This is a genomic window from Paraburkholderia unamae, from assembly GCF_003096875.1.
In the GTDB taxonomy this organism is placed as follows: domain Bacteria; phylum Pseudomonadota; class Gammaproteobacteria; order Burkholderiales; family Burkholderiaceae; genus Paraburkholderia; species Paraburkholderia unamae.
The window spans coordinates 98,560-124,036 of sequence record NZ_QEOB01000019.1; the positions used below are offsets into that span (position 1 = coordinate 98,560).

At 67.3% G+C, this 25,477-nt stretch carries 25 protein-coding genes; 17 read left to right on the forward strand and 8 right to left on the reverse strand.

All coding sequences use genetic code 11. The annotated features are described in order from the left end of the window. Positions 1–44: 44 nt before the first annotated feature. Positions 45–773, reverse strand: coding sequence for a YebC/PmpR family DNA-binding transcriptional regulator (locus C7402_RS33055; protein ID WP_112174299.1), 729 nt, complete (start codon positions 771–773; stop codon positions 45–47). Positions 774–899: 126 nt separating this feature from the next. Between C7402_RS33055 and C7402_RS46515 the strand changes: the two genes are divergently transcribed. After that, positions 900–1,118 (forward strand): hypothetical protein, encoded by a 219-nt coding sequence (locus C7402_RS46515; RefSeq protein ID WP_133254606.1) that lies wholly within the window; start codon positions 900–902, stop codon positions 1,116–1,118. Between the two features lie 121 nt (positions 1,119–1,239). Here the strand turns inward: C7402_RS46515 and upp are convergent, their stop codons facing one another. After that, the gene (gene upp, locus C7402_RS33065; protein ID WP_112174298.1) at positions 1,240–1,890 is read right to left on the reverse strand and encodes a uracil phosphoribosyltransferase; all 651 of its coding nucleotides are present in this window, start codon (positions 1,888–1,890) and stop codon (positions 1,240–1,242) included. 382 nt (positions 1,891–2,272) lie between these two features. On the opposite strand from upp, the gene C7402_RS33070 reads away from it, so the two are divergent. From C7402_RS33070 to C7402_RS33080, 3 genes are all read left to right on the forward strand, one after another. Next, on the forward strand, positions 2,273–3,052 hold the full coding sequence (locus C7402_RS33070) for an SDR family oxidoreductase (RefSeq protein ID WP_112174297.1): 780 nt from the start codon (positions 2,273–2,275) through the stop codon (positions 3,050–3,052). A 149-nt stretch (positions 3,053–3,201) separates the two neighbouring features. After that, positions 3,202–3,591 (forward strand): methylglyoxal synthase, encoded by a 390-nt coding sequence (locus tag C7402_RS33075; protein ID WP_112174296.1) that lies wholly within the window; start codon positions 3,202–3,204, stop codon positions 3,589–3,591. Positions 3,592–3,639: 48 nt separating this feature from the next. Next, positions 3,640–4,614, forward strand: a complete 975-nt coding sequence (locus tag C7402_RS33080) for a quinone oxidoreductase family protein (protein ID WP_112174295.1) — start codon at positions 3,640–3,642, stop codon at positions 4,612–4,614. A 57-nt stretch (positions 4,615–4,671) separates the two neighbouring features. On the opposite strand, the gene C7402_RS33085 is transcribed toward C7402_RS33080, so the two are convergent. Beyond that, the gene (locus tag C7402_RS33085; protein WP_116613653.1) at positions 4,672–6,144 is read right to left on the reverse strand and encodes a class I SAM-dependent methyltransferase; all 1,473 of its coding nucleotides are present in this window, start codon (positions 6,142–6,144) and stop codon (positions 4,672–4,674) included. Between the two features lie 468 nt (positions 6,145–6,612). Between C7402_RS33085 and C7402_RS33090 the strand changes: the two genes are divergently transcribed. The 13 genes from C7402_RS33090 to C7402_RS33150 all read left to right on the forward strand — a co-directional run bounded on the left by C7402_RS33090 (position 6,613) and on the right by C7402_RS33150 (position 21,182). After that, positions 6,613–6,738, forward strand: a complete 126-nt coding sequence (locus C7402_RS33090; protein ID WP_116613654.1) for a potassium ABC transporter ATPase — start codon at positions 6,613–6,615, stop codon at positions 6,736–6,738. Further along, positions 6,735–6,827, forward strand: coding sequence for a K(+)-transporting ATPase subunit F (kdpF, locus tag C7402_RS33095; RefSeq protein ID WP_027819619.1), 93 nt, complete (start codon positions 6,735–6,737; stop codon positions 6,825–6,827). The genes C7402_RS33090 and kdpF overlap by 4 nt, the downstream gene beginning before the upstream one ends. Then, positions 6,824–8,629 carry a potassium-transporting ATPase subunit KdpA gene (kdpA, locus tag C7402_RS33100; protein WP_112174294.1) on the forward strand — a complete coding sequence of 602 codons (1,806 nt, stop codon included), beginning with the start codon at positions 6,824–6,826 and terminating at the stop codon, positions 8,627–8,629. The genes kdpF and kdpA overlap by 4 nt, the downstream gene beginning before the upstream one ends. Before the next feature lie 32 nt (positions 8,630–8,661). Continuing rightward, a complete protein-coding gene (kdpB, locus tag C7402_RS33105; RefSeq protein WP_116613684.1) occupies positions 8,662–10,758 on the forward strand; it encodes a potassium-transporting ATPase subunit KdpB in 2,097 nt (698 codons plus the stop codon). 46 nt (positions 10,759–10,804) lie between these two features. Next, the gene (kdpC, locus tag C7402_RS33110) at positions 10,805–11,383 is read left to right on the forward strand and encodes a potassium-transporting ATPase subunit KdpC (RefSeq protein ID WP_116613655.1); all 579 of its coding nucleotides are present in this window, start codon (positions 10,805–10,807) and stop codon (positions 11,381–11,383) included. Positions 11,384–11,551: 168 nt separating this feature from the next. Then, positions 11,552–14,512, forward strand: a complete 2,961-nt coding sequence (locus tag C7402_RS33115; protein ID WP_112174292.1) for a sensor histidine kinase — start codon at positions 11,552–11,554, stop codon at positions 14,510–14,512. Then, positions 14,505–15,203, forward strand: coding sequence for a two-component system response regulator KdpE (gene kdpE, locus C7402_RS33120; protein ID WP_112174291.1), 699 nt, complete (start codon positions 14,505–14,507; stop codon positions 15,201–15,203). Before C7402_RS33115 ends, kdpE begins: the two co-directional genes overlap by 8 nt. Positions 15,204–15,316: 113 nt before the next feature. After that, positions 15,317–15,637, forward strand: coding sequence for a quaternary ammonium compound efflux SMR transporter SugE (sugE, locus tag C7402_RS33125; protein ID WP_116613656.1), 321 nt, complete (start codon positions 15,317–15,319; stop codon positions 15,635–15,637). A 190-nt stretch (positions 15,638–15,827) separates the two neighbouring features. Continuing rightward, a complete protein-coding gene (locus C7402_RS33130) occupies positions 15,828–16,442 on the forward strand; it encodes a DUF4126 domain-containing protein (protein ID WP_112174289.1) in 615 nt (204 codons plus the stop codon). Between the two features lie 182 nt (positions 16,443–16,624). Further along, complete coding sequence (locus C7402_RS33135; RefSeq protein ID WP_116613685.1) at positions 16,625–19,174, forward strand: ABC transporter permease; 2,550 nt, start codon at positions 16,625–16,627, stop codon at positions 19,172–19,174. 108 nt (positions 19,175–19,282) lie between these two features. Beyond that, complete coding sequence (locus C7402_RS33140) at positions 19,283–19,693, forward strand: group II truncated hemoglobin (protein ID WP_112174288.1); 411 nt, start codon at positions 19,283–19,285, stop codon at positions 19,691–19,693. A gap of 167 nt (positions 19,694–19,860) precedes the next feature. After that, a complete protein-coding gene (locus C7402_RS33145) occupies positions 19,861–20,598 on the forward strand; it encodes an alanyl-tRNA editing protein (protein WP_112174287.1) in 738 nt (245 codons plus the stop codon). Then, entirely contained in the window at positions 20,595–21,182 is a 588-nt protein-coding gene (locus tag C7402_RS33150) for a DUF924 family protein (protein WP_116613657.1), read from the forward strand. Before C7402_RS33145 ends, C7402_RS33150 begins: the two co-directional genes overlap by 4 nt. Here the strand turns inward: C7402_RS33150 and C7402_RS33155 are convergent. The 5 genes from C7402_RS33155 to C7402_RS33175 all read right to left on the reverse strand — a co-directional run bounded on the left by C7402_RS33155 (position 21,179) and on the right by C7402_RS33175 (position 25,387). Further along, on the reverse strand, positions 21,179–21,925 hold the full coding sequence (locus C7402_RS33155) for an SDR family oxidoreductase (RefSeq protein WP_112174285.1): 747 nt from the start codon (positions 21,923–21,925) through the stop codon (positions 21,179–21,181). The two genes, C7402_RS33150 and C7402_RS33155, sit on opposite strands and share 4 nt — an antisense overlap. Positions 21,926–22,007: 82 nt before the next feature. Next, positions 22,008–22,592, reverse strand: coding sequence for an LOG family protein (locus tag C7402_RS33160; protein WP_112174284.1), 585 nt, complete (start codon positions 22,590–22,592; stop codon positions 22,008–22,010). 20 nt (positions 22,593–22,612) lie between these two features. Then, positions 22,613–23,329: a TetR/AcrR family transcriptional regulator gene (locus tag C7402_RS33165; RefSeq protein ID WP_116613658.1), complete on the reverse strand. Its 717-nt coding sequence runs from the start codon at positions 23,327–23,329 to the stop codon at positions 22,613–22,615. Positions 23,330–23,534: 205 nt separating this feature from the next. Continuing rightward, positions 23,535–24,125, reverse strand: coding sequence for a diacylglycerol kinase (locus C7402_RS33170; RefSeq protein WP_224038500.1), 591 nt, complete (start codon positions 24,123–24,125; stop codon positions 23,535–23,537). A gap of 230 nt (positions 24,126–24,355) precedes the next feature. Continuing rightward, positions 24,356–25,387, reverse strand: coding sequence for a glycosyltransferase family 4 protein (locus tag C7402_RS33175; RefSeq protein WP_116613659.1), 1,032 nt, complete (start codon positions 25,385–25,387; stop codon positions 24,356–24,358). Positions 25,388–25,477: the final 90 nt, after the last annotated feature.

Here is a 25,477-nt window from a genome sequence, read left to right on the forward strand (position 1 = left end):
ATGCGGGAGGCGGGGCCAAAGCGGGGCCTCCCGGGCCGAACGCCTTATTCCTCGGCGATCGACGCGTTGGTGTACACGTCCTGGACGTCGTCCAGGTTCTCGAGCGCGTCGAGCAGCTTTTGCATCTTCACGGCGTCGTCGCCCGTGAATTCGACCTCGTTCTGCGGCTTCATGGTGACTTCGGCCATTTCCGCCTTGAAGCCCGCGGCTTCGAGCGCGGTCTTCACCTTCGTGAAGTCGAACGGCGGGCAGACCACTTCGATCGAGCCGTCTTCGTTCGTCACGACGTCGTCGGCGCCGGCTTCGAGCGCGGCGTTCATGAGCTCGTCTTCGGGCGTGCCCGGTGCGAACACGAACTGGCCGACGTGATCGAACATGAACGCCACCGAGCCGTCCGTGCCCATGTTGCCGCCGAACTTCGAGAACGCGTGGCGCACTTCCGCGACCGTGCGGGTGCGGTTGTCGGTCATCGTGTCGACGATGACGGCCGCGCCGCCGATGCCATAGCCCTCGTAGCGGATTTCCTCGTAGTTCGCGCCATCGACGCCGCCCACGCCGCGCTGGATGGCGCGGTTGATGTTGTCCTTGGGCATGTTGGCGTCGTACGCCTTGTCCACTGCCAGACGCAGGCGCGGGTTCGTATCGGCGTCGCCCCCGCCCATGCGCGCCGCGACCTGGATTTCCTTGATGAGCCGCGTCCAGACCTTGCCGCGCTTCGCGTCAGCAGCAGCCTTCTTGTGCTTGATGTTGGCCCATTTCGAATGACCCGCCATACCTTTCTCCGTCGCACGCGCCATGCGCGCGCAGTGTGCAATGTGCTGTTGTCGTTGCGTTTTCCCGGGGGCGCATGCGTGTGCGCGCCGTCATGTCGCGCCGTGTTGCGTGACGACCGGCGCTCCTTGAGCGTGCCGCTCGCCCGCGCGTTGCCGCTTGCCGCCGCTTGCCGCCATTCGCTGCCGTTCGCGCTTGCCCGCGTGGCGGGCCGGCGGCGCATCAGTGCGAAAGCGCCGGTGCGCGCGGCCCGGACTGCCGGCGCGGCGGCTTCGGCCGCTCGCGCGACGCCCGTGCCCGGCTTGCGCCCGGCCTGTGCCGGGACGCGCCCCTTCAGGTGGATCTGAATTTTATCACGCCGGGACCGCCTGGCTTCGCCCGCCTACGTGACGACGCGCAGGGCGTTGGCCGATCGCAGCCGCCGGGGGGCGAGGCCGTCCGGGAAGGCGAGGGTGACGCGGGCGGTCGTCAGTTCTTCGTGCCGAACAGCCGGTCGCCGGCGTCGCCGAGTCCCGGAATGATGTAGGCGTGATCGTCGAGGTGCGAGTCGAGCGAAGCCACGTAGAGCTTGACGTCCGGATGCGCCTTCTGGAACACCTCCACGCCTTCGGGCGCGGCCACCAGCGCGAGGAACAGGATGCGCTCGCCGGGCACGCCACGGCGCTTGAGCACGTCGATGGCGTGCGCGGCCGAGTAGCCCGTCGCGACCATCGGATCGCAAAGAATGAAGGTGCGGTCCTCGAGGTCGGGCAGACGCACGAGATATTCGACCGGGCGATGGTCGTCGGCGCGGTACACGCCGATATGACCCACGCGCGCCGACGGGATCAGCTCCAGCAGCCCGTCGGACATGCCCACGCCCGCGCGCAGCACGGGCACGATGGCGAGCTTCTTGCCCGCGATCACGGGCGCGTCGATCTCGACGAGCGGCGTTTGCACGCGGCGCGTCGTGACGGGAAGCTGACGCGTGATTTCATAGCCCATCAGCAGCGTGATCTCGCGCAGCAACTCGCGGAACGTGCGCGTGGACGTGTCCTTGTCGCGCATATGCGTGAGCTTGTGCTGGATCAGCGGGTGATCGAGGATGAAGAGATTCGGGAAACGGCTGTCCTGTTTCATGGCGGGGCGCACAAGGCTGCAAGGGAATCGGGGAAAACGGTCGTGCCGCGGCCGCGCGAGCCCGAAGCAGACGCCCGGGTTGCGCGGTGGCGGCGAGCACGGCCCGCCGCGCGCGGCAAGCCGGCAGGGCTTGCGAAGGCGCCGGGCCGCGCTACAGGCGCAAGTATACGGGAACTGCGCGCGAACCAAGAGGGAAGTGAGCGTGGGAAGCAGAGGAGGGAAGCGGGCGTGCGCGTGGCGGCGCCTGGCCGCCGTCGGCCTTCCACGCGCCGCGGCCGATTCTTCTAGAATCCCAAAAAGGTGGCAGGGCGGCGCGGCGCAAGGCCTGGCCGCGCCCGCGCTGTCACAGGACGGTCATCCACGCAAAAGGGACACAAACACGATGGACATGGGCATCGCAGGACGCACCGCGCTGGTGTGCGCGGCCAGCAAGGGACTCGGGCGCGGCTGCGCCGAGGCGCTCGCCGCCGAAGGCGTCAACGTGACGATCGTCGCGCGCACCGCGCAGACGCTGGAGGAAACCGCCGCGCGGATTCGCGCGAGCACGGGTGTGGACGTGCAGGCGGTCGCCTGCGACATCACCACCGAGGCGGGCCGCGCCGCCGCGCTCGCCGCGTGTCCGTCGCCGGACATCCTCGTGAACAACGCGGGCGGCCCGCCGCCGGGCGACTTCCGCAAGTACACGCACGAAGCGTGGATCGCCGCGCTCGAAGCGAACATGCTCACGCCGATCGCGCTGATCCAGTCCACCATCGACGCCATGATCGCGCGCGGCTTCGGGCGCATCGTCAACATCACGAGCTCCTCGGTGAAGGCGCCGATCGACGTGCTCGGCCTCTCGAACGGCGCGCGCTCGGGTCTCACGGGCTTCGTCGCGGGCGTGGCGCGCCAGGTCGCGGCCACGGGCGTCACGATCAACAGCCTGCTGCCGGGCGCGTTCGACACCGACCGCATCCAGGCGACCATCGTCGCGCAGGCGAAGGCGGGCAGCATTTCGGAAGAGGAAGCGCGTGCGCGCCGCGTCAAGGCGATTCCGGCCGGGCGCTTCGGCACCCCCGAGGAGTTCGGTCGCGCCTGCGCGTTCCTGTGCAGCGTCCACGCGGGCTATATCACCGGGCAGAACTGGCTGATCGACGGCGGGGCTTATCCGGGCACTTACTAAAACTGAAGCCCGGCGAACATTTGCCGGGCCGGTATTTCCAGGCCGGGCATGAACCGGTCGTCGTTCGCCCGAACCGACGCCCGGCTCACGCAGGCCATCGCGACGCACCGCAACACGCAAGCCACTCTCACCTCAAGGAGCCTCACGCCATGCCAACCCGCGTCGCACTGATCGCGCACGACCACAAGAAGGAAGACATCGTCAAGCTGGCAAGCGAATACGTCGACACGCTGCGTCACTGCGAGATCATCGCCACCGGCACGACCGGCACGCGCATCGAGGCCGCGACCGGCCTGAACGTCGAGCGCATGCTTTCCGGCCCGCATGGTGGCGACCTGCAAATCGGCGCGCGTCTGGCCGAAGGCAACGTCGACATCGTGATTTTCCTGCGCGACCCGATGACCCCGCAGCCGCACGAACCCGACATCAACGCGCTGGTGCGCGCGTGCGATGTGCACGACGTGCCGTGCGCCACCAACATCTCGACGGCGCGCATGCTGCTCGACGTGCTGACGCTGCGCCAGAAGGAAGCCATCTGAAGCGAGCGCACACGGCGTGCGCCATGTAGCCAACAGCAAGGAGACGTGATGAGCAAGGCAATCCGTTACGACAAGACCGGCGGCCCCGAAGTGATGAAGTGGGTGGACGTCGAGGTGGGCGAGCCGGGCGAGGGCGAGGTGCGGCTGCGCCAGAGCGCGTGCGGCCTCAATTACATCGACGTGTATTTCCGCACCGGCCTCTACCCGCAGCCGCTGCCCGCCGGGCTCGGCATGGAGGCGGCCGGCGAGGTCACCGCCGTGGGCAGCGGCGTGAGCACGCTGAAGGTGGGCGACCGCGTGGCCTATGTCGGGCGTCCGCCGGGCGCGTACGCGCAGGAGCGCGTGCTGCGCGCCGAACAGTTGATCAAGCTGCCCGACGCGATCAGCGACGAAGCGGCGGCCTCGATCATGCTGCAAGGCCTCACCGCCCAGTACCTGCTGCGCCGCACGTACCGCGTGAAGGCCGGCGACACGATCCTGATCCAGGCGGCCGCCGGCGGCGTGGGCCTGCTCGTATGCCAGTGGGCGAAGGCACTGGGCGCGACGGTGATCGGCACCGTGGGTTCGGACGAGAAAGCGGCGATTGCGAAGGCGCACGGCTGCGACCATCCGATCGTCTACACGCGCGAGGACTTCACCGCCCGCGTGCGCGAGATCACGAATGGCGCGGGCGTGCCCGTGGTGTACGACTCGATCGGCAAGGATACCTACACGAAATCGCTGGACTGCCTTGCGCCGCTCGGCATGTTCGTGAGCTTCGGCAATGCGTCGGGGCCGCTGCCGCCGATCGATTCCTCGGAGTTCGCGGGACGCGGCTCGCTCTTTTTCACGCGCCCGACGCTGTTCAGCTACATCGCGAAGCGCGCCGACTATGAGGCGATGGCCGCCGAGTTGTTCGAGGTGGTGGCCTCGGGCAAGGTGAAGACGTCGATCAATCAGCGCTATGCGCTCAAGGACGTCGGTCAGGCGCACGCCGATCTCGAAGGGCGCAAGACCACGGGGTCGACGGTGCTGCTGCCCTGAACTAAACATTCAGGAATCGCGGCTATGGGCGACCGGCACGCATGCCGGTCGTCCGCCTCAAACGCCCGCGCCTGGCAGGTCATCCTCGGGAAGGCCGCCGAAATCCGCGCGCGTGGCGCGGGCTTTCGCACGCTCCACTGCGGTTGTCGCGATCTTTTGCAGCCGCACGCGCATGAAATGGGCGTGCTCGCGGGTGGTCCCGGCGAGTTTGCCGTCGAGATATTCGAAGTGAACGACGGCGAAGCGCGACTCGAACCAGCCCAGATACCAGAACCAGTCCGTGTAGTAGATCCACGAGTTCTCGTTGAACGCGCGGACGTGCGTGGGATCTTGCCATGCGCCCGGTGCTTTCTCGTAAGGCACTTCGATCAGCATGTGGCCGGATTCCTTGAGCAGGTTCAGGCAGTTCGTCATTAACTGGGGCAGGTCGCCCACGTGTTCCAGGACGTTGTTCGCATAGATCAGTTCGACCGAGGCGGGCATCAACTCGACCGGGCCGACTGTCGTGCAGGCAAGGCGTGCGGGCAACTCCAGCGGTTTGCAAAGATCGAGCAGCGTGTCGGGCTCGGCGCGCGGGAGGATGTCGATATTGAGGTACCCCGGCAAATAGTGCCTGCCAGAGCCGACGTGCAATTTCTCCGGGCGCCATGGCGTGGCTAAAATGTTCTGGTGTCCAAAGTATTTACGGGCGCTATCGAGCGCGGTTTCATACTGGTCGAGCACATCATGCATCGCGAAGGCGCCAAGCCGATTGCGCGCCTCGTCGGCGAAGCCCGGCGCCCTGAATTCGGTCTCGAAGAACGTCCTGATCTGGTCTCCGCCAACCCAGAACACGCTGTCGTCGAACTGCGCCGGTGAGGATGTGGTGGCCGTGCGCTCGCTGATGACCGGTGTGCCCAGCGACAGACACTGGAAAACACGCGCCTGTTCGAAGCGGGCACTTTCGTAGTAGTGGCAGTTGAAGACCGCCTTCGCGCGCTGGATTTCGCTGTCGCGTTCCGGCCCGTACACGCCAAACGGGAGCGTGCGCACGTTGCAGCCGGCCGCCTGGATTTCCAGCAGCATGCGGCGGCGCCGCTCGTTGATGCTGCCGAAGAAAAGGATGTCGACCGGGCGGCTCTCCAACGCAGGCGCGAGATTCGCTTCCAGGTAGGGTGCGTGCGCAAACGAGACGATCGGCACCGCACCTTCGCTGCGGTATGCCAATACGTTGGATGCGTCGTAGTCGACGACCTCTGAACTCGCGAGTAGTTGCAGATACTCGGGGCTCACCTGCGCGCCGCCTGCTCCCAATTGTTCAAGGTTGACGAACACGCAGCGGAATCGCTCCTTGAGCGTTGGATCGAAACCCCCATGCGCGCCGAATACAAAATTGATCGCGTCGTGACGCAGGCGGTTTTTGCCGATGCTGACTTCGGCGCCGAGGCGCCGGAACTGGTAGCGGAAGTAGCGCGCATGGTCGAGGAAGCACAGCGCATGGATCATTCCTTCGGGTTGCAGGATGCAGAGATGGATACGGGATGGCGACATGGCGGGAAGCACGATTGGCCCTCAGGGACGCGAGAGGGCATTGGGAGCGACAAAAGAGAGGAAGTCCAGATACAGGATCGCCATGCTACCGGCGTTATTTTTGGGATGGTGGGCGGCAATTTGACCGCGGTGAATGGGCACCGAACACACTGCCGAGTCGCGTCGCCGTTTTGATGCGCTGCCGCGTCGCATTCACCATGCCATCGATGCGGACACATTGATTCGACCTTTATGTCCTGGATGGCTGCGAACGCGGCCACACGCCCACAACCGCCGTCATGGCGGTCCCGACGGCGTGCTGCGTCGCCCCCACGCGCCTGTCGTGCCCCCGGCTCTGGCCCCAGACTCGCGCGCTGCCGCCGCCGCGTTTACGCGTTTTTTATACGCGCGCCAAAACCTTTGATCCGGATTTAATGCGATAGGAGGTACCTTCCAGCCATCCGTCATCCGTGAATGGAGAACACGAAAATGGATGTGCTGTATATCGGGGGGCTGGCGGTTTTCGCCGCGCTCACATACGCGTTGATCGCCGGCTGCGAGAAGCTCATGCAGTATCGCCGCGCCGATCAAGGCGGCAAGGGAGCGCGCTCATGACCTGGATTTTCTGGCTATCGGGCGCGGCTACGCTGTTGCTGTTCGTTTATCTGGTCCATGCGCTCCTGCGCGCGGAGGATATCGAATGAACGCCAACACTCTGCTCCAGGCGGGGCTTTTCATCGTCATCCTGCTTGCGCTCGCGGTGCCCGTTGCGGGCTATATCACGCGTGTGCTCGACGGGCGTTCGCGCGTCGTGCGGCTGTTTGCGCCGCTCGAAAACCTGCTCTATCGCGTGGCCGGCGTCGATCCGCAGTCCGAGATGAGCTGGAAGCGCTATGCGCTCGCCACCATCTCGTTCAACGTGCTCGGCGTGGGCTTTCTGTACGTGCTGCTGCGCATTCAAGGCTGGCTGCCCGGCAATCCGCAGCAGTTCGGCCCGATGACCGTGGACGGCGCGTTCAACACGGCCGTGAGCTTCGTCACCAACACCAACTGGCAGGACTACACGCCCGAGCAGACCGTGAGCTATCTCACGCAGATGCTCGGCCTCACCGTGCAGAACTTCCTTTCGGCGGCGACGGGCATCGTCGTGGTCATGGCGTTGATTCGCGGCTTCGCGCGTCATACGGCGCAGACCATCGGCAACTTCTGGGTCGACCTCACGCGCACGACGCTCTACATCCTCGTGCCGATGTCGGCGATCGTCGCCGCGCTCCTCATGAGCCAGGGCATGATCCAGAACTTCAAGGCGTATCAGGACGTGCCGGTGCTGCAAACCACGACCTACGCCGCGCCGAAGCTCGACGCCCAGGGCAACCCCGTGAAGGACGCGAAGGGCAATCCCGAAACGGTGGATACGAAGGTCACGTCGCAAACGCTCGCCATGGGCCCGGTCGCCTCGCAGGTCGCGATCAAGATGCTCGGCACCAACGGCGGCGGGTTCTTCAACGCGAATTCGGCGCATCCGTTCGAAAATCCCACGCCGGTCTCGAACGTCGTGGAAATGTTGGCGATCCTGATCATTCCCGCGGCATTGTGTCTCGTGTTCGGCAACGTGGTGGGCGACCGCAGGCAAGGCGTCGCCGTGCTCGCGGTGATGACGATCGCGTTCGCCGTGGCCGTGGGCTGCGCGCTGTCGGCCGAACAGGCGGGCAACCCGGTATTCACGTCGCTCAACGTCGACCAGCACGCCAGCGCGTTACAGGCGGGCGGCAACATGGAAGGCAAGGAAACGCGCTTCGGCATCGCGCAAACGGGCATCTTCGTCGTCGCCACCACGGCGGCGTCGTGCGGCGCCGTGAACGCGGCGCACGATTCGCTCACGCCGCTCGGCGGCCTCGTCCCGATGCTCTTCATCCAGCTCGGCGAGGTGATCTTCGGCGGTGTCGGCTCGGGTCTCTACGGCATGCTCGTGTTCGCGTTGCTCGCGGTGTTCGTGGCTGGGCTCATGATCGGCCGCACGCCCGAATACGTCGGCAAGAAGATCGAGTCGTTCGAGATGAAGATGGTCTCGATCGTCGTGCTGCTCACGCCGCTGCTCGTGCTGCTGGGCACTTCCATCGCGGTGCTATCCGACGCGGGCAAGGCCGGCATATCCAATCCGGGCGCGCACGGCTTCTCGGAGATCCTGTACGCGTTCAGTTCCGCCGCCAACAACAACGGCAGCGCGTTCGCCGGTCTGTCCGTGAATACGCCGTTCTATAACTGGCTGCTCGCCATTGCCATGTGGTTCGGCCGCTTCGGCACGATCATTCCGGTGCTGGCCATCGCGGGTTCGCTCGCGAGCAAGAAGCGCATTGCGGTGACGGGCGGCACGTTGCCCACGCATGGCCCGCTCTTCGTCGTGCTGCTGCTCGGCACGGTGCTGCTGGTCGGTGCGCTCACGTATGTGCCCGCGCTCGCGCTCGGTCCCGGCGTGGAGCATCTGATCATGATGGGCGTGCATTGAACGGGGGCCTTCGCAACATGAGCGAAACGAAAATGAATCAGCATAGTGCAACGCGGTCCATGTTCGATCCGGCGCTGGTGCGTCCGGCTATCGTGGACTCGTTTAGAAAACTCAAGCCGCGCACGCAGTTGCGCAACCCCGTGATGTTCTGCGTCTACGTGGGCAGCGTGCTCACGACGATCCTCTGGATCGCGGCGCTCATGGGCCAGGCCGAAGCGCCCGCGGGTTTCATCCTCGCGGTCGCGCTCTGGCTGTGGTTCACGGTGCTGTTCGCGAACTTTGCGGAAGCGCTCGCGGAAGGGCGCTCGAAGGCGCAGGCAGCGTCGCTGCGCCAGGCCAAGAAAGACGTCATGGCCAAGAAGCTCAACGAGCCGCATCCGAAAGCGCCGATCCGCATCATGACGGCGTCCGACCTGCGTCGGGGCGACGTGGTGCTGGTCGAGACCGGCGACACGATTCCGGCGGACGGCGAAGTGATCGAAGGCGTGGCGTCGGTGGACGAATCGGCCATCACGGGTGAATCGGCGCCGGTGATCCGCGAGTCGGGCGGCGACTTTTCTTCGGTGACGGGCGGCACGCGCGTGCTCTCCGACTGGATCGTCGTGCGCGTCACGGCCAATCCTGGTGAAGCGTTCCTCGACCGCATGATCGCGATGGTCGAAGGCGCGAAGCGCCAGAAGACGCCGAACGAAATTGCGCTCACGATCCTGCTTGTCGCACTGAGCATCGTGTTGCTGATGGCCACTGCGACGCTGCTGCCGTTCTCGATGTTCTCGGTCGAAGCCGCTCATTTGACACATTCGGTGGGCCACGTGGTCACGATCACGGCGCTCGTGGCGCTGCTCGTCTGCCTGATTCCCACGACCATCGGCGGTCTGCTTTCGGCGATTGGCGTGGCCGGCATGAGCCGCATGATGCAGGCCAACGTGATCGCGACTTCGGGCCGCGCCGTGGAAGCCGCCGGCGACGTGGACGTGCTGCTGCTCGACAAGACCGGCACGATCACGCTCGGCAATCGTCAGGCGTCGATGTTCGTGCCGGCGCCAGGCGTGACCGAAGAAGTGCTGGCAGACGCCGCGCAACTCTCGTCGCTCGCCGACGAAACGCCGGAAGGCCGCAGCATTGTCGTGCTCGCGAAGCAGCGCTTCAATATTCGCCAGCGCGACATGCACTCGCTGCACGCCGTGTTCCTCGCCTTCAGTGCCCAAACGCGCATGAGCGGCGTGGACATGCCCGGCCGCGAAATCCGCAAGGGCGCCGCCGACGCCGTGAAGCATTACGTCGAAGCGCATGGCGGCCGTTTCCCCGGCGAAGTCGACAACGCCGTGGACGACGTGGCCCGCCGTGGCAGCACGCCGCTCGTGGTGGCCGAAATGCATGATGGCGCGGCACGCGTGCTCGGTGTGATCGAACTGAAGGACGTGGTGAAGGGCGGCATCAAGGAGCGCTTTGCCGAGCTGCGCAAGATGGGCATCAAGACCGTGATGGTGACGGGCGACAACCGCCTGACCGCTGCCGCGATCGCCGCTGAAGCCGGTGTGGACGACTTCCTCGCGCAAGCCACGCCCGAAACGAAGCTCGCGACCATCCGCGAACATCAGGCGCAAGGCAAGCTCGTGGCGATGACGGGCGACGGCACCAACGACGCCCCGGCGCTCGCGCAGGCCGACGTGGCCGTGGCGATGAACACGGGCACCCAGGCCGCGAAGGAAGCGGGCAACATGGTCGACCTCGACTCGAACCCGACCAAGCTCATCGAGATCGTCGAGATCGGCAAGCAGATGCTCATGACGCGCGGCTCGCTCACGACGTTCTCGATCGCCAACGACGTCGCGAAGTACTTCGCGATCATTCCGGCCGCGTTCGCTTCGACGTATCCGCAACTGCGCGTGCTCGACGTCATGCATCTGACCTCGCCGGCGTCGGCCATCCTCTCGGCGGTGATCTTCAACGCGCTCATCATCGTGATGCTGATTCCGCTCGCGCTCAAGGGCGTGAAGTACCGGCCGCTCGGCGCCGCGACGCTGCTGCGCCGCAATCTGCTGGTCTATGGCCTCGGCGGCATCCTCCTGCCGTTCCCGTGCATCAAGCTGATCGACATGGTGCTCGCCGCGTTCGGCTGGGTCTGAGCCGCCTGGACAGAGACACACACGGATAGATACATAGGAAGCCAAAATGAAATCGCAGTTTCGCCCTCTGATCGTGATCTTTGCCGTGCTGGCGGTCGTGACCGGCCTCGTGTATCCGGCCGTGATGACCGCGTTCGGCCAGGCCGCGTTCCACCGCCAGACCAACGGCAGCCTCATCGAAGTGAATGGCAAGGTGGTGGGCAGCGCGCTCATCGGCCAGCAGTTCGATGCGCCCCAGTACTTCTGGGGCCGTCTCTCGGCCACGTCGCCCATGCCGTATAACGCGCAGGGCTCCGGCGCCTCGAACCTCGGTCCGACCAACCCGGCGCTCGCCGACGAGGTCAAAGGCCGTATCGATGCGCTGAAGGCCGCGGGCACCGACGTGTCGCAGCCCATTCCGGCCGACCTCGTGACGTCCTCGGGCAGCGGGCTCGATCCCGAGATCTCGCCCGCCGCCGCCGCGTACCAGGTGGCCCGCGTCGCCCAGGCGCGACACCTGAGCGCGAACGACGTGCAGGCGCTCGTGGACCGCTACACGAAGGGCCGCCAGTTCGGCGTGTTCGGCGAGCCGCGCGTGAATGTGCTCGAACTCAATCTCGCGCTCGACGGTAAAGAGGCGAGCTGAGCCCAAAGACCTGGGCGCTGTTGAACCGCACCGCACGCACGGCGCTTCGAGCGGCGTGCGTGCGGTTCATTGCGTTTGCCGTTTATGCCGCATTTGCCATATCGGCGCCACGGTGAGACGATCTTTCGTGGTGCGTGACACCTGCGCGCAACCCCATCCATTTTCCGCATGAACCGCCCCGATCCCGACGAACTGCTCGACCGCCTGCAACGCGACGAAGAGAAACGCCGCCGCGGCAAGCTCAAGATCTTTTTCGGCGCCTCCGCGGGCGTCGGCAAGACCTATGCGATGCTGCAAGCCGCGCGCCGCCGCGCCGAGGAGGGTGTGGATGTCGTCGTCGGCATTGTCGAGACGCACGGGCGCAGCGAAACCGCCGCGCTGACCGATGGTCTCGACGTGATGCCGCGCCAGCGCATTGCCTACCGTGGGCGTTTGCTGGAGGAGTTCGATCTCGACGCGGCACTCGCGCGCAAGCCGCAACTCGTGCTCGTCGACGAACTCGCGCATTCGAACGTGGCTGGCGCACGGCACATGAAACGCTGGCAGGACGTCTATGAACTGCTCGACGCGGGTATCGACGTCTACACGACCGTCAACGTCCAGCACCTCGAAAGCCTCAACGACGTGGTGGGGCAGATCACGGGCATCCGCGTGTGGGAGACCGTGCCCGACCGCGTGTTCGACCGCGCCGACGAAGTCACGCTCGTCGACCTGCCCGCCGAGGAACTGCTCGACCGCATGCGCGACGGCAAGGTCTACATGCCCGCGCAGGCCGAGCGCGCGGTGCGCAACTTCTTTCGCAAGGGCAACCTGATCGCGCTGCGTGAACTGGCGCTGCGCCGCACGGCCGATCGCGTGGACGCGCAGATGCGCGAGTATCGCGCCGACCGCTCGATCCAGCATGTGTGGCAGGCGCGCGAGCGATTGCTCGTGTGCGTGGGGCCGGGGCCCGAGGCGAATGCGCTGGTGCGCGCCGCCGCGCGCCTCGCGGCGAGCCTCAAGGCGGACTGGATTGCCGTGTATGTGGAGACGCCGAAGCTTCAGCGCCTGCCCGACGCGGTTCGCGAGCGCACCCTAGGCGCGCTCAAGCTCGCCTCCGAACTGGGCGCCGAAACGGCGACGCTGGCAGGCGAGGACGCCGCCACCACGCTCGTCGGCTATGCGCGGCTGCGCAACGTCTCGAAGCTCGTGGCGGGCGGCTCGCTGCGCACGGGCTTTTCGCGCTGGCTCAAGCGCCCGTTCGGCGAGCGTCTGGCCGAAAAGGCCGGCGACGTGGATCTCACGCTCGTGCGCGCGAGCGCGGGCGAGGCGGTGCACGCGGGCGGCGAGCCCGGCGCTGCGAGCGCCGCTACGCGCGCCGCCAATGCATGGCGCGAGGCGCTCGCGGCGGGCGGCGCCGAGCGCTCGCCACCGCGCGCCTATGCGGCCGCGCTCGTGATCTGCGCGTGCGTGACGCTCATCGCGAGCCAGTTGATCGACCGTATCGACCTCGCGAATCTCGTGATGCTGTATCTGCTCGGCGTGATCTTCGCGGCGACGAAGCTCGGCCGGGGCCCCGGCGTCATGCTCTCGTTCGCGAGCGTCGCGGCGTACGACTTTTTCTTCGTGCCGCCGAGGATGTCGTTCTCGGTCACCGATACGCAATACCTGCTGACCTTCGTCGGCATGCTGCTCACCTCGCTCGTCATCAGCCATCTCACGTCGAGCCTGCGCCGCGAGGCAAGCGTCGCGCAGCGGCGCGAGCAGCGCACGGGTGCGATGTACGCGATGGCGCGCGAACTGGCCGCCGCGCTCACCACCGAGCAGATCGTGGCGATCGGCAGCCGTCACGTGAGCGAGGTGTTTGGCGCGCGCGTGGCGCTCCTGTTGCCGGACAGCGCGGACAAGGTGCAGCAGAAGATCGAGGACCCCGATCCGCAAATCATGCTCGACGCCGAAAGCCTCGATATCGACGTCGGCCAGTGGGTGTACGACCAGCAAAAGCCCGCGGGCAACGGCACCGACACGCTGCCCGCCGCTGTGGCGCGCTATCTGCCGCTCAAGGCGCCGATGCGCACGCGGGGCGTGCTCGCCGTCGTGACGCGCGACGCCCGCGAGCTACAGGTGCCCGAGCAGCAACGCATGCTCGACGCATTCGCGGCGCAGATCGCGCTTGCTCTCGAGCGCGTGCACTACGTGGACATCGCACGCGACGCGCTCGTCAACATGGAGTCGGAGCGCTTGCGCAATTCGTTGCTCTCGGCCATTTCGCACGACCTGCGCACGCCGCTCACGGCGATCGTCGGCTTTTCGTCGATGCTCGCGCAAACGCATGAGCCGCACGAGGCGCCCGACGCGCGCTCGGGCGAGCTGATCGAGGCGATCCACGACGAGGCACTGCGCATGACCGGCATCGTCACGAACCTGCTCGACATGGCGCGGTTGCAGGCGGGCAGCCTGAAACTCAACCGCCAGTGGACGCTGCTGGAGGAAACCGTGGGCGCGGCGCTCGCCGCGTGCCGCCGGGTGCTCGCGCGTCACCCGGTGCAGGTGAAGCTCGAAGCAGGTTTGCCGCTGCTCCAGCTCGACGCGGTGCTCATGGAGCGGCTCTTTTCGAACCTGCTGGAAAACGCCGCCAAGTACACCCCGGCGCATACGCCGCTCACCATCGCCGCGCGGCGCGTGGAGGAGGGCGGTCAGCCGTTCGTGCGCGTGTCGATCGAGGACAACGGGCCGGGCCTGCCGCCCGCCATGGGCGAGCGCGTATTCGAGAAGTTCACGCGCGGCGAGAAAGAGTCGGCCAAGCCCGGCATCGGGCTCGGCCTCGCGATCTGCCGGGCGATCGTCGAGGCGCATGGCGGTACAATCGGCGCGGCCAATCGCGTTGCCGCGGACGGCCATGTGGAAGGCGCGACGTTCTGGTTCGCGCTGCCCGTGGAGTCGCCGCCGCCGCTGCCCGCCGACGTGACGGACAGCGCGGACGACACCGACGACACGGATGCCGCCGACGCGCCCGAAGTCCCCGCATTACCCGCATTACCCGCAGCGCCTGAAACGCCTGAAACGCCCGCAGCGCTCACGCCGTCCGGCGAGGCGCAGCGCGCACCCGCCCCCGAGCAACCCTTCGATCCCAAACCCACCCATGAGTGACCCGAGCATCGCCGTTGTCCTGATCGAAGACGAGAAGCAGATTCGACGTTTCGTGCGCGCCACGCTGGAGGGCGAGGGCTTCGTCGTGCACGACGCCGAAACCGGCAAGCAGGGTCTCGTCGAGGCGGCCACGCGCAAGCCCGACCTCGTGATCGTCGACCTGGGCTTGCCCGACACCGACGGCCTCGACGTGATTCGCGAGTTGCGCGGCTGGAGCGACCTGCCCGTGATCGTGCTTTCGGCGCGCACCCAGGAAAGCGAGAAAGTGGCCGCGCTCGACGCGGGCGCCGACGACTACCTCACGAAGCCGTTCGGCGTTTCCGAGCTGCTCGCGCGCATTCGGGCGCAGTTGCGCCGTCGCAACCGCGGCGGGGCCAACGAAGCGCCGCAGGTGAGCTTCGGCGCCGTGAACGTCGATCTGGCGCTGCGCCAGGTCACGCGCGAGGGCGCGCCGGTCCATCTCACGCCCATCGAATACCGGCTGCTCGCCACGCTGGTGCGCGACGCGGGGCGCGTGCTCACGCACCGGCAACTGCTGCGCGAGGTCTGGGGGCCGTCGCACGTGGAGAGCAGCCACTACCTGCGCATCTACATGGCGCATCTGCGCCAGAAGCTGGAGCGCGATCCCGCGCAGCCCGAGCACATCATCACCGAAACGGGCGTGGGCTATCGGCTCGTGGGCGTGCAGTGACGCCGGGCGGCGCGATGCACCGTGATGGTGCTATAATTACAGAATCGTAAGGACGGCCTTACGGCTCTTCGTTTTCATCGGGGACGGCCCCATTTTTCAATGGAGCGTTCCCCATGTCCTGGTTTCTTCTTCTGATCGCCGGCCTGCTCGAAGTCGCCTGGGCCGCCGGTCTCAAGTCTTCCGACGGTTTCACGCGGCTTTGGCCCTCGGTGTTCACCGTGGTCACGGCGCTCGGCAGCTTCGTCTTGCTCGCCATGGCCATGCGCCAGTTGCCGCTCGGCACCGCCTACGCGGTCTGGACCGGCATTGGCGCGGTCGGTGCGTTCGTGTTCGGCATCGTGATGATGGGCGAGGCCGTGAGCGCGGCGCGCGTGGCGAGCGCCGCGCTGATCGTGCTCGGGCTCATCGGCCTGAAGCTCTCTTCGGCCGCCTGATCCAGCCCATGTGTCTGCCGCGCCTGCGCAACACCACTGCGGCGGCGCAGCGAGCATGGCTATAATGGAACGGTCATAACCCGATAACACTCCGCGCCGCTTGTGCGGCGAGCGTGTGCGCGCAGCGCCAGCGCTCCCGTCTTCAAGCGCGGAGCACCGGCGCCCGGCCGCGCCGCGTGAGGAGGCAGCCATGCTGGAACCACTTTCGCTAGCAGCGGGCCTGTCCTGGGGCAGTGGCCTGCGCCTCTATCTCACGGTGCTGATGGCCGGCGTGTTGCAGCGCCTCGGCCTCATTCATCTGCCCGACACGCTATCCGTGCTCGCTTCGCCCTGGGTGATCGGCATCGCCGCCGCGCTCACGGTGCTTGAATTCCTCGCCGACAAGGTGCCCGCGTTCGATTCGCTCTGGGACGCCGTGCACACCTTCATCCGCATACCGGCCGGCGCCGTGCTGGCAGCCGGCGCGCTCGGCCATGCCGATCCGGCCGTGCTGACGGTCGCCGCGCTCGCGGGCGGCACGCTCGCGGGCACCGCGCATCTGGCCAAGGCGGGCACGCGCGCGCTCATCAATCTGTCGCCCGAGCCGGTCTCGAACGTCGTCACGTCGAGCGCCGAGGACGGCATGACCTTCGTGGGCGTGCTGCTCGCGCTCTTCGTACCGCTGCTCTTTCTTGTCATGCTCGTGGCGTTCCTCGTGCTGGCCGCATGGGCGCTGCCGCGCCTGTGGCGCGGTGTACAGGGCGGCTTTCGCGGCATGGCGACGCATATGGTCTCGCGTCTTTCGCTGCGAGGTCGCCACGATTGAGCGGCGGCGCGCCTTCCTCTTCTTCCAACCCGAAGCCCCCGCGCAGCGAGGGCGGACCGGGGTTCGCGCAAGCTGAGCCGCCGGGGGCCACGGGCGGCGCAGGTGGACCGGGTGGACCGTCGCGGCCCGCAGCCGCGCGCGCGACGCCTGGCTGGTCCGATCTCGTGCAGCTTGCCGCGCGCATGACCGCGCGCGACTGGCGCGCCGGTGAACTCACGATGCTGCTGTTCGCGCTCGTGCTCGCCGTGGCTGCGCTCGCTAGCGTGGGCTTTCTTGCAGATCGCCTCCAGCGCGGGCTCGAACGCGATGCGCGGCGCATGATAGCCGCGGACTTCATCGTGCGCGCCGACCATCCCGTCAATCCGATGTTTGCGCGCGAGGCGAAATCGCTCGCGCTGCGCACGGCGACGACGGCGATTTTTCCGAGCATGGTGAGTTCGGGCATGGCCCCGTCCGCAGCGGTTGCGGCCGCATCGGGCGCTGTCGTTTCCACGGCCACGCGCCTTGCCGCCATCAAGGCCGTGTCGGCGGACTACCCGTTGCGCGGGGCGCTGCGCCTTGCCGCCGCGCCGGGCGCGCCCGATCACGCGGCGCAGGGCATTCCGCCACCCGGCACCGTCTGGGTGGACGACGAGCTGCTCGACGCGCTCAAGCTGCATGTGGGCGACACGGTGAAGGTCGGCACGCGCACCTTCACCGTGAACGCGCTCATCACAAAGGAGCTCGATCGCGGCTTTTCGTTCGTGAACTTCTCGCCGCGTCTCATGCTGCGCGCCGATGAGCTCGCGTCCACCGGCTTGATCGGCTATGGCAGCCGCGTGACCTACCGCCTGCTCGTGGCGGGCGCCGACCCGGCAGTCGCGCAGTTCGCCGCCTGGGCGCGCGAGCGCGTGGATGGCGGCAAGATGCGCGGCGTCGCGCTCGAATCGCTTCAGGACGGCCAGCCGCAGGTGCGCCAGACGCTCGATCGCGCACGCCACTTCCTCACGCTCGTTTCGCTCCTTACGGCGCTGCTCGCGGCCGTGGCGATCGCGATGGCCGCGCATCGCTACACGCGCCGCCATCTCGACGCCTGCGCGACGATGCGCTGCCTTGGCGCAAGCCAGCGCACGTTGCGCACACTCTTCGTGCTGGAGTTCGCGGGTCTCGGGCTGCTGGGCGGTGCGATCGGCGTTGCGCTCGGCTACGCGGGGCATCTCGCGCTGCTGGCGTGGCTCGGCAATCTCATCGACGTCGTGCTGCCGCAACCGGGGCCGATGCCGGTGATCGAAGGCATCGCCGCCGGCCTCGTGCTGCTGCTCGGCTTCGCGCTGCCGCCGCTGTTGCCGCTCACGCGCGTGCCGCCCGTGCGCGTGCTGCGCCGCGAGTGGGGCGACGAAGGGCGCGCCGCATGGGCCGCGTACGGCGTCGGCATCGCGTTGTTCGCGGGACTGCTCGTGATCGCGGCGGGCGAGCTCAAACTGGGCGGCATCGTTGCCGGCGGCTTTGCGATCGGGCTGCTCGTATTCGCGGGCGTGGCGCGCGTGGCGCTCTGGTGCGCGGCGCGTATCGCGCGCAGCGGGCGCTTCGGCGGCCAGGTGCGCGCGGGCGTGGGCTGGCGCTATGCGCTCGCGTCGCTCGAACGGCGGCCGGGCGCGAGTGCGTTGCAGATCACGGCGCTCGCGATCGGCCTCATGTGCCTGCTGCTCATTGCGATGACGCGCAACGATCTCGTCGAAGGCTGGCGCAAATCCACGCCGCCCGACGCGCCCAACGAATTCCTCATCGACATCCAGCCCGACCAGCGCGACGCCGTGGCCGCCTGGCTGCGCACGCATGGCATTGCGGGGGACGCCGACAGCGATCTCCAGCCGATGGTGCGCGGACGCCTCATCTCGATCAACGGCAAGCCCGTGAATCCCGATTCGTACAAGAGCGAGGACGCGCGGCGGCTCGTCGATCGCGAATTCAATCTCTCGTACACGACGAAGCTGCCCGACGACAACCGCATCGAAGCGGGCGAGTGGTATGGCGATTCGAGCGCGCCGCAGCTTTCCATCGAGCAGGGGCTCGCGAAGCTCATCAACGTGAAGCCCGGCGACGTGCTCAAGTTCGACGTGACCGGCCTCGAAGTGAGCGCGCCCGTCACGAGCGTGCGCAAGCTCGACTGGGGCTCGTTCAAGGTGAACTTCTTCGTGCTGATGCCGCCCCCGCTGCTGCGCGATTTCCCGGCAACCTACATCACGAGTTTTCATCTGCCGCCTGCGCAGCGCGGGGTCGTGGACGGCCTCGTGGCGCGCTATCCGAACGTCACCGCCATCGACATCGCGCCGATCCTCGCGCAGATCGAGCGCGTGCTGGAGCAGGTGATCGGCGCCGTGCAGTTCCTCTTCATCTTCACGCTCGCCGCGGGCGTGCTCGTGCTCTATGCGGCGCTCGCGGGCACGCGCGACGAGCGCATGCGCGAGTCGGCGCTGCTGCGCGCGCTGGGGGCGTCGCACCAGCAGGTGCGCGCGGTGCAGGTGGCCGAGTTCGTCTCGGTCGGGGCGCTCGCGGGCCTCATGGCGGCGATCGGCGCGCAAGTCGTGGGCTCGGTGCTCGCCACGCGCGTGTTTCAGTTCTATCTCGCTTTCGATCCGTGGCTCGTGCCGGCCGGCATTGCCGCGGGCGTGCTGTGCGCGGGCGTGGGGGGCTGGATCAGCTTGCGTCACGTGCTCGCGCGGCCGGCGTTGCAGTCGCTGCGCGACGCGTAGGGCGCTCAGGGCGCCAGCGCCGGTTCCACGCCGCTATGCGAAAATCGTTGGTTTACGGCTGCGCCTTCATTCGCATGGCCGTCCCTCATTTCGTACTCTTTTGACCGTATGACCGATCCAGCCGACGAAGCGCCGCAGAAACCCACGGCCTTCGAACTCGTCGGCGGCGAGGCGCGCGTGCGCGAACTCGTCGACCGTTTCTATGACCTGATGGACCTCGAAGCCGAGTTCGCGGGCATCCGCGCGATGCACCCGCAAACGCTCGACGGCTCGCGCGACAAGCTGTTCTGGTTCCTGTGCGGCTGGCTCGGCGGCCCGGACCACTACATCGAGCGCTTCGGCCATCCGCGCCTGCGCGCGCGCCATCTGCCGTTCGCGATCGCCTCCTCCGAGCGCGACCAGTGGCTGCGCTGCATGGCCTGGGCGATGGAAGACGTCGGCCTGCCCGAGCCGCTGCGCGAGCGTCTGCTGCACTCGTTCTTCGACACCGCCGACTGGATGCGCAACCGTCCGGGTTGAGTTCGCGCGCCGGATTGCGCCGGATTGTGCCGGTCCGTGCGCCGGTACAGTCCGGTGACCGCGCGTTCCGGTCGTGTGACAGGGTCTTTGGCCGTGCGCCCATAATGGTCCTTTGGCCGAAGCGCAGCCGCGCCGCCCGCCGCACGCAAAACAAGGAGACACCCACGATGACGACCACCCGCGCGCTCTTTCGCGAAGACGCCTATCTCACGCACTGCGAAGCGACCGTGCTCGCCGTGGGCGAAGACGGCGTGCGCCTCGACCAGACCGTGTTCTATCCGCTCGGCGGCGGCCAGGCCGGCGATGCCGGCGCGCTGGTGCTCGCCGACGGCACGCGCATCGAGATCGCCGACACGCGCAAGGCAAAGTTCGAAGGCGCGACGCCCGACGACGCGCTGCACGTTCCCGCGCCCGGCCAGGAAGCGCTCATCGCGCGCCTCGCCGCGGGCGAGCGCGTGCGCGCGGAGATCGACTGGGCGCGCCGCCATCGCCATATGCGCCTGCACACGGCGAGTCATTTGATGTGCGCGGTGCTGCCGTACGCGGTGGACGGTTGCAGTATCACGACCGACTACGCGCGCCTCGACTTCGCAACGGTCGAACCGATCGAGCGCGAGACCGTGGAGGCGCGGCTCGCCGCACTCGTGGCCGGCGCGCATCCCGTCGCGACCGAATGGATCACTGACGAGGAAATGGCGCAGCGTCCCGAACTCGTGCGCACGATGAGCGTGAAGCCGCCCATGGGTCTTGGCCGCGTGCGCCTGTTGCGTATCGAGAACGTCGATCTACAGCCTTGCGGCGGCACGCATGTGCGCAACACGCAGGAAATCGGCGCGCTGCGCGTGGCGAAGCTCGAAAAGAAGAGTGCGCGCACGCGGCGTCTCGTGCTGGAACTGGCCGGATGAGTCTCGATCCTCGCGCGCGCGACGTGCTCGACTTCTGGTTCGGCGCGCCGGATTCGGAGGAGTTCGGGCGTGAGCGCAAGATGTGGTTCCGCAAGCGCGCGGCGTTCGACGCCCAGTTGCGCGAACGCTTCGGTGCGCTGCTCGAAGCCGCCGCCGCGGGCGAGCTCGACGCGTGGCGCGCGACGCCCGAAGGGGCGCTCGCGCTCGTAATCGTGCTCGACCAGTTTTCGCGCAACTGCCATCGCGGCACGCCGCACGCGTTTGCCACCGACGAGCAGGCGCTTGCCGTCGCGCGCGAGATGGTGGCGAGCGGCGCCGACTTGCGTTTGCCGACCTTGCAGCATCGCTCGTTCGCGTATCTGCCGTTCGAGCACGCCGAAAGCGCCGAAGCGCAGCGCGAGTCGCTGCGGCTTTTCGGCGAACTGGCGAAAGAGCCGGAAGGTCAGGGCTACTACGATTACGCGCTGCGCCACGCCAAGGTCATCGAACGCTTCGGGCGCTTTCCGCACCGCAACGCCCAACTCGCGCGCGCCTCCACCGACGACGAAGCCGCGTTCCTGCGCGAACCCGGTTCGTCGTTCTAGCGTCCGCCGCTCACGTCGAGCAGGGCGCCCGTGACGTACGAAGCGGCGTCGCTCAGCAGCCACACGATCGTTTGCGCGACTTCTTCCGCGCTGCCGGGCCGCCCGAGCGGCGTTTGCGCACCGAGCACGGCGGCGCGGTCGGGCCGGCCGCCGCTGGCGTGGATCTCGGTGTCGATGAGGCCCGGGCGCACCGCGTTCACGCGCACGCCCTGCGGGCCAAGCTCCTTGGCGAGGCCGATCGTCATCGTGTCGACCGCGCCCTTGGACGACGCGTAATCCACGTACTCGTTGGGGGAGCCGAGGCGCGCCGCCGCGGACGACACGTTGACGATCGCGCCGCCGTCGCCGCCGCGATCCTTCGACATGCGCCGCGCGGCTTCGCGCGCGCACAGGAACGCGCCGTAGACGTTCACGTCGAACATGCGCTTCAGGCGCTCGGCGCTCATGTCGGCGACCTGGCTGCCGGGCGCGACGATGCCCGCGTTGTTCACGAGCGCGTCGATACGGCCGTAGGCCGATTCGAGCGCGTCGAACATCGCGACCACGTCCGCCTCGTTCGCCACGTCGCCGCGCAGCACGCGCGCGTGGCCGCCCGCGCGGCCCACCTCGGCGGCGGTTTCGTCGGCGGCCGGTTCGTTGTGCAGATAATTCACGCCCACGGTCCAGCCGTGGGCGCCGAGCAGACGCGCCGTCGCGCGCCCAATGCCGCGGCTCGCGCCGGTGATCAGGACAACCTTGCTCATTGCGATGCACTCATCGTAGTGACTCCAGTGTGTCTTGGGGCAACGGGGGGGCCAACAGCGGGCGCAACGGCGCGCGTTCGGATCAGACGTTCTCGCGCAGATCCGCCCACTTGTCCTTCGCGGGCGCGTGATAGCGCTGGAGCTTCGCGATCAGCGCGACCGGATCGCTGTCGGTTTGCAGCATGTCGAGGTAGGTCTCGCGCATGAAGCCTTCGCGCACCGTGTGGTCGAGCAGCGCCATGAGCGGGTCGTAAAAACCGCCGATGTTGAGCACGCCCACGGGCTTGCGGTGATAGCCGAGCTGGGCCCACGTGTAGACCTCGAACAGCTCTTCGAGCGTGCCCGCGCCGCCCGGCAGCGCGACGAAGGCGTCGGAGAGATCGGCCATCATCTTCTTGCGGTGATGCATGTCGGGCACCACGTGCAGCTCGGTGAGGCCCGCGTGGCCCACTTCCTTGTCGACGAGCAGTTCGGGGATCACGCCAATGGCGCGGCCGCCGCCGGCCATCACGGTGTCGGCGATCACGCCCATCAGGCCCACCTTGCCGCCGCCGTAGACGAGCGCAAGGTTCGAGGCGAGCAGCGCGCGGCCGAATGCCTGGGCCGCTTCGGTGTAAATGGGGCTGGCTCCGAGCGAGGAGCCGCAATATACGCAGACTGCTTTCATTCGTTTCTGACCTTGGGTGTTCAGTCCCGGTTGTCTTTCGCCGTACCGTCGCGCGGCGGCAGATAGTCGTAGAACTCGCGCTTGGGCAGCTTGCCCGAAACGAGGTCGTCGAACAGCTCGCGCGCGCGGCCGCGCAGGTACGGCGCCATCAGCGAGACGATCTGCACGCTCACCTGGTGCAGCTCGTCGCGAATCGCTTCCTGGTCGTTGTACTTGCGCGGATTCATCACGAACTGGTACGAGAGCCAATAGGTGGCGATCACGCCGATATTCGTGGAGATCACGTGAATCTCGGCGGGCGTGGCGACCATCTCGCCGTCTTCCACGAGCTGCTCGCAGAACTGCTTCGCGAAGTGCACCTTGTGGCTGATGATCTGCTTGAAGTGCATCTCCAGCGTGCGGTTGCGCGCGAGCAGATCGTTCAGGTCGCGATAGAGAAAGCGGTAGCGCCACGTGAAGTCGACCATGTACTGGAGGTAGGCCCACATCTCGTCGATGGTGGCGCGATGGTCTTCGGGAAAGCGCAGACGCTTTTCGATCTCCTGCTCGAACTGGCTGAAGATGCTGTTGATGATGTCGTCTTTGTTGCGGAAGTGGTAGTACAGGTTGCCTGGACTGATCTCCATTTCCTCGGCAATGGTCGTCGTCGTGACGTTCGGCTCGCCGATCTCGTTGAACAGCTTCAACGACAGTTCAAGAATCCGTTCGCGTGTACGGCGGGGAGGTTTGGCTTCCATGTCGTCCGGCCCTGAAAATGCTGTGCCGGGCCCAGACGCCCGCTTCGATGTTGCGGTGCGCGCGGCCCGGACGCGGTTGGTCGTTATAAGACTGTCGTTCGATTATAAACCGACGGCCCGCGCGTACAGGCACCTTGAAGTCGCTTGCTCAGGCAGGCAATGGGCGGGGCAGGCGCGGCCGCTGCCCGGCGGCCGCGTTGTTGCGCTAGAGCGCGCCGAGCCAGCGCAGCAGCGGCGGCCCGAAACGGGGCACGAGAATGAGCCCCCAGGTCATCACGCAGAGCAGCAACGCGACCGTCACGGCCGCGCTGCCGAGGTCCTTGGCGCGGCCCGAAAGCTCGTTGCGTTCGAGGCCGATGCGGTCCACGGCGTTTTCGATGCTCGAATTGAGCAGCTCGACGATCAGCACGAGCATGATCGAGCCGAGCAGCAGCACGCGCTCGACCGGCTCGACCGGAATGAACACGCCGATCGGCACGAGGATGGCCGCGAGCGTGAGTTCCTGGCGAAACGCGCTTTCCTCGCGGATCGCCGCGCGAAAGCCCTTGATCGAGTATTTGAGCGCTTTCCACGCACGCGTGATGCCGCGGTTGCCCTTGTACGGATTGAAGGGCAGCGGCGCGAGCGGATCGTCGGGGCCGAGCGGTTCATGCAGATGCGGGGGCTCGGGCGGTTCCGGGGCGACGGCCGGTGCGGCCGGAACCGGTTGAGCCGCTTGCCCCGCTTGAACCGGCGCGGAAGCGGCCTGTGGCGCATTGCCGGGCGCGGGCACAGGGGCAGGCGCGCGCGGATCCAGCGCTTCGGCGGCCCGCGCCGCACGCGCGGCGGCGCCGGCGCCGGTGCGGCCCGGCGGGCTCGCACTGTGGGCGCCGTGGGCACTTTGCGGCGGTGACGGTGGACGTGACGTCATGGTGGTGCGTGAGAGCACCCCAGTATCGCACGCATGGGGGGCGGTTGCGCCGGGGGCGTCAGTCTCCCCGGCGCGCTTGCGGACAGTCGTGGTGCGGACCATGGAGGGCGTCGCGCTCAGGCCGCGGCGCTCGAAGGCTCCATGCTCGCGCGCGAGCGCGGCTTGAGGTGCGAAGCGAACTGCTCCGAAGCCGCGCGCCACGAGAAGCGCTCGGCCCACGCGCGCGCTTCGCTGCGGTCGATCTTGAGCGCTTCGAGGCAGGCTTCGCGCAGGTCCTCGTTCATGGCGCCCGCGCCGCCCGTGCCGAGCACGTCGATCGGGCCCGTGACCGGGTAGGCGGCCACCGGCGTGCCGCAGGCGAGCGCTTCGAGCAGCACGAGGCCGAAAGTGTCGGTGCGGCTCGGGAACACGAACACATCGGCGGCGGCATAGACCTTCGCGAGTTCGGGCTGGTTCAGGACACCCAGGTAATTCGCCTGGGGATAGCGCGACTTCAGCTCGGCGAGCGCCGGACCTTCGCCGCAGACCCATTTCGAGCCGGGCAGGTCGAGCTTGAGGAAGGCTTCGACGTTCTTCTCCACGGCTACGCGCCCCACATAGAGGAAGATCGGGCGCGCCGTGTTGAGCACCTTCGACTCCATCGGCCGGAAGATGTCGAGGTCCACGCCGCGCGTCCACAGCACGACGTTCGTAAAGCCGAACTTCTCGAGGTCGGTCTTGACGACCGGCGTGGGCGCCATCACCGCGAGCGAGGGCTTGTGAAACCAGCGCAGGAAGCGGTAGGTCGCCGCGAGCGGAATGCCGAAGCGCGCCTGCACGTACTCGGGAAAGCGCGTGTGATAGGCGGTCGTGAACGGCAGGTCATGGTCGATCGCATAGCGGCGCGCGGCGAGCCCGAGCGGGCCTTCGGTCGCGATATGGATGGCGTCGGGGCCGAACGCGCTGACGCGCTCGCGCAGATGCCGCTTCGGAAAGAGCGACAGCTTGATTTCCGGGTAGGTGGGGCACGGCATCGTGCGGAACTCGAGCGGCGTGAGCATATCGACCTGGTGCCCAAGCGCGATGAGTTCGCGCGTCGTGTTCTTCAGCGTTCGAACCACGCCGTTGACCTGCGGCTCCCATGCATCGGTCACGATCATTACTTTCATCGGTCGTCGGCCCTCTTGTCGTTCGGTGGTGCGGTTATGGCTGCGTGGCGCAGATGGGTGCTGCGGTGCTCAGTCAATCGATCGGTAAAT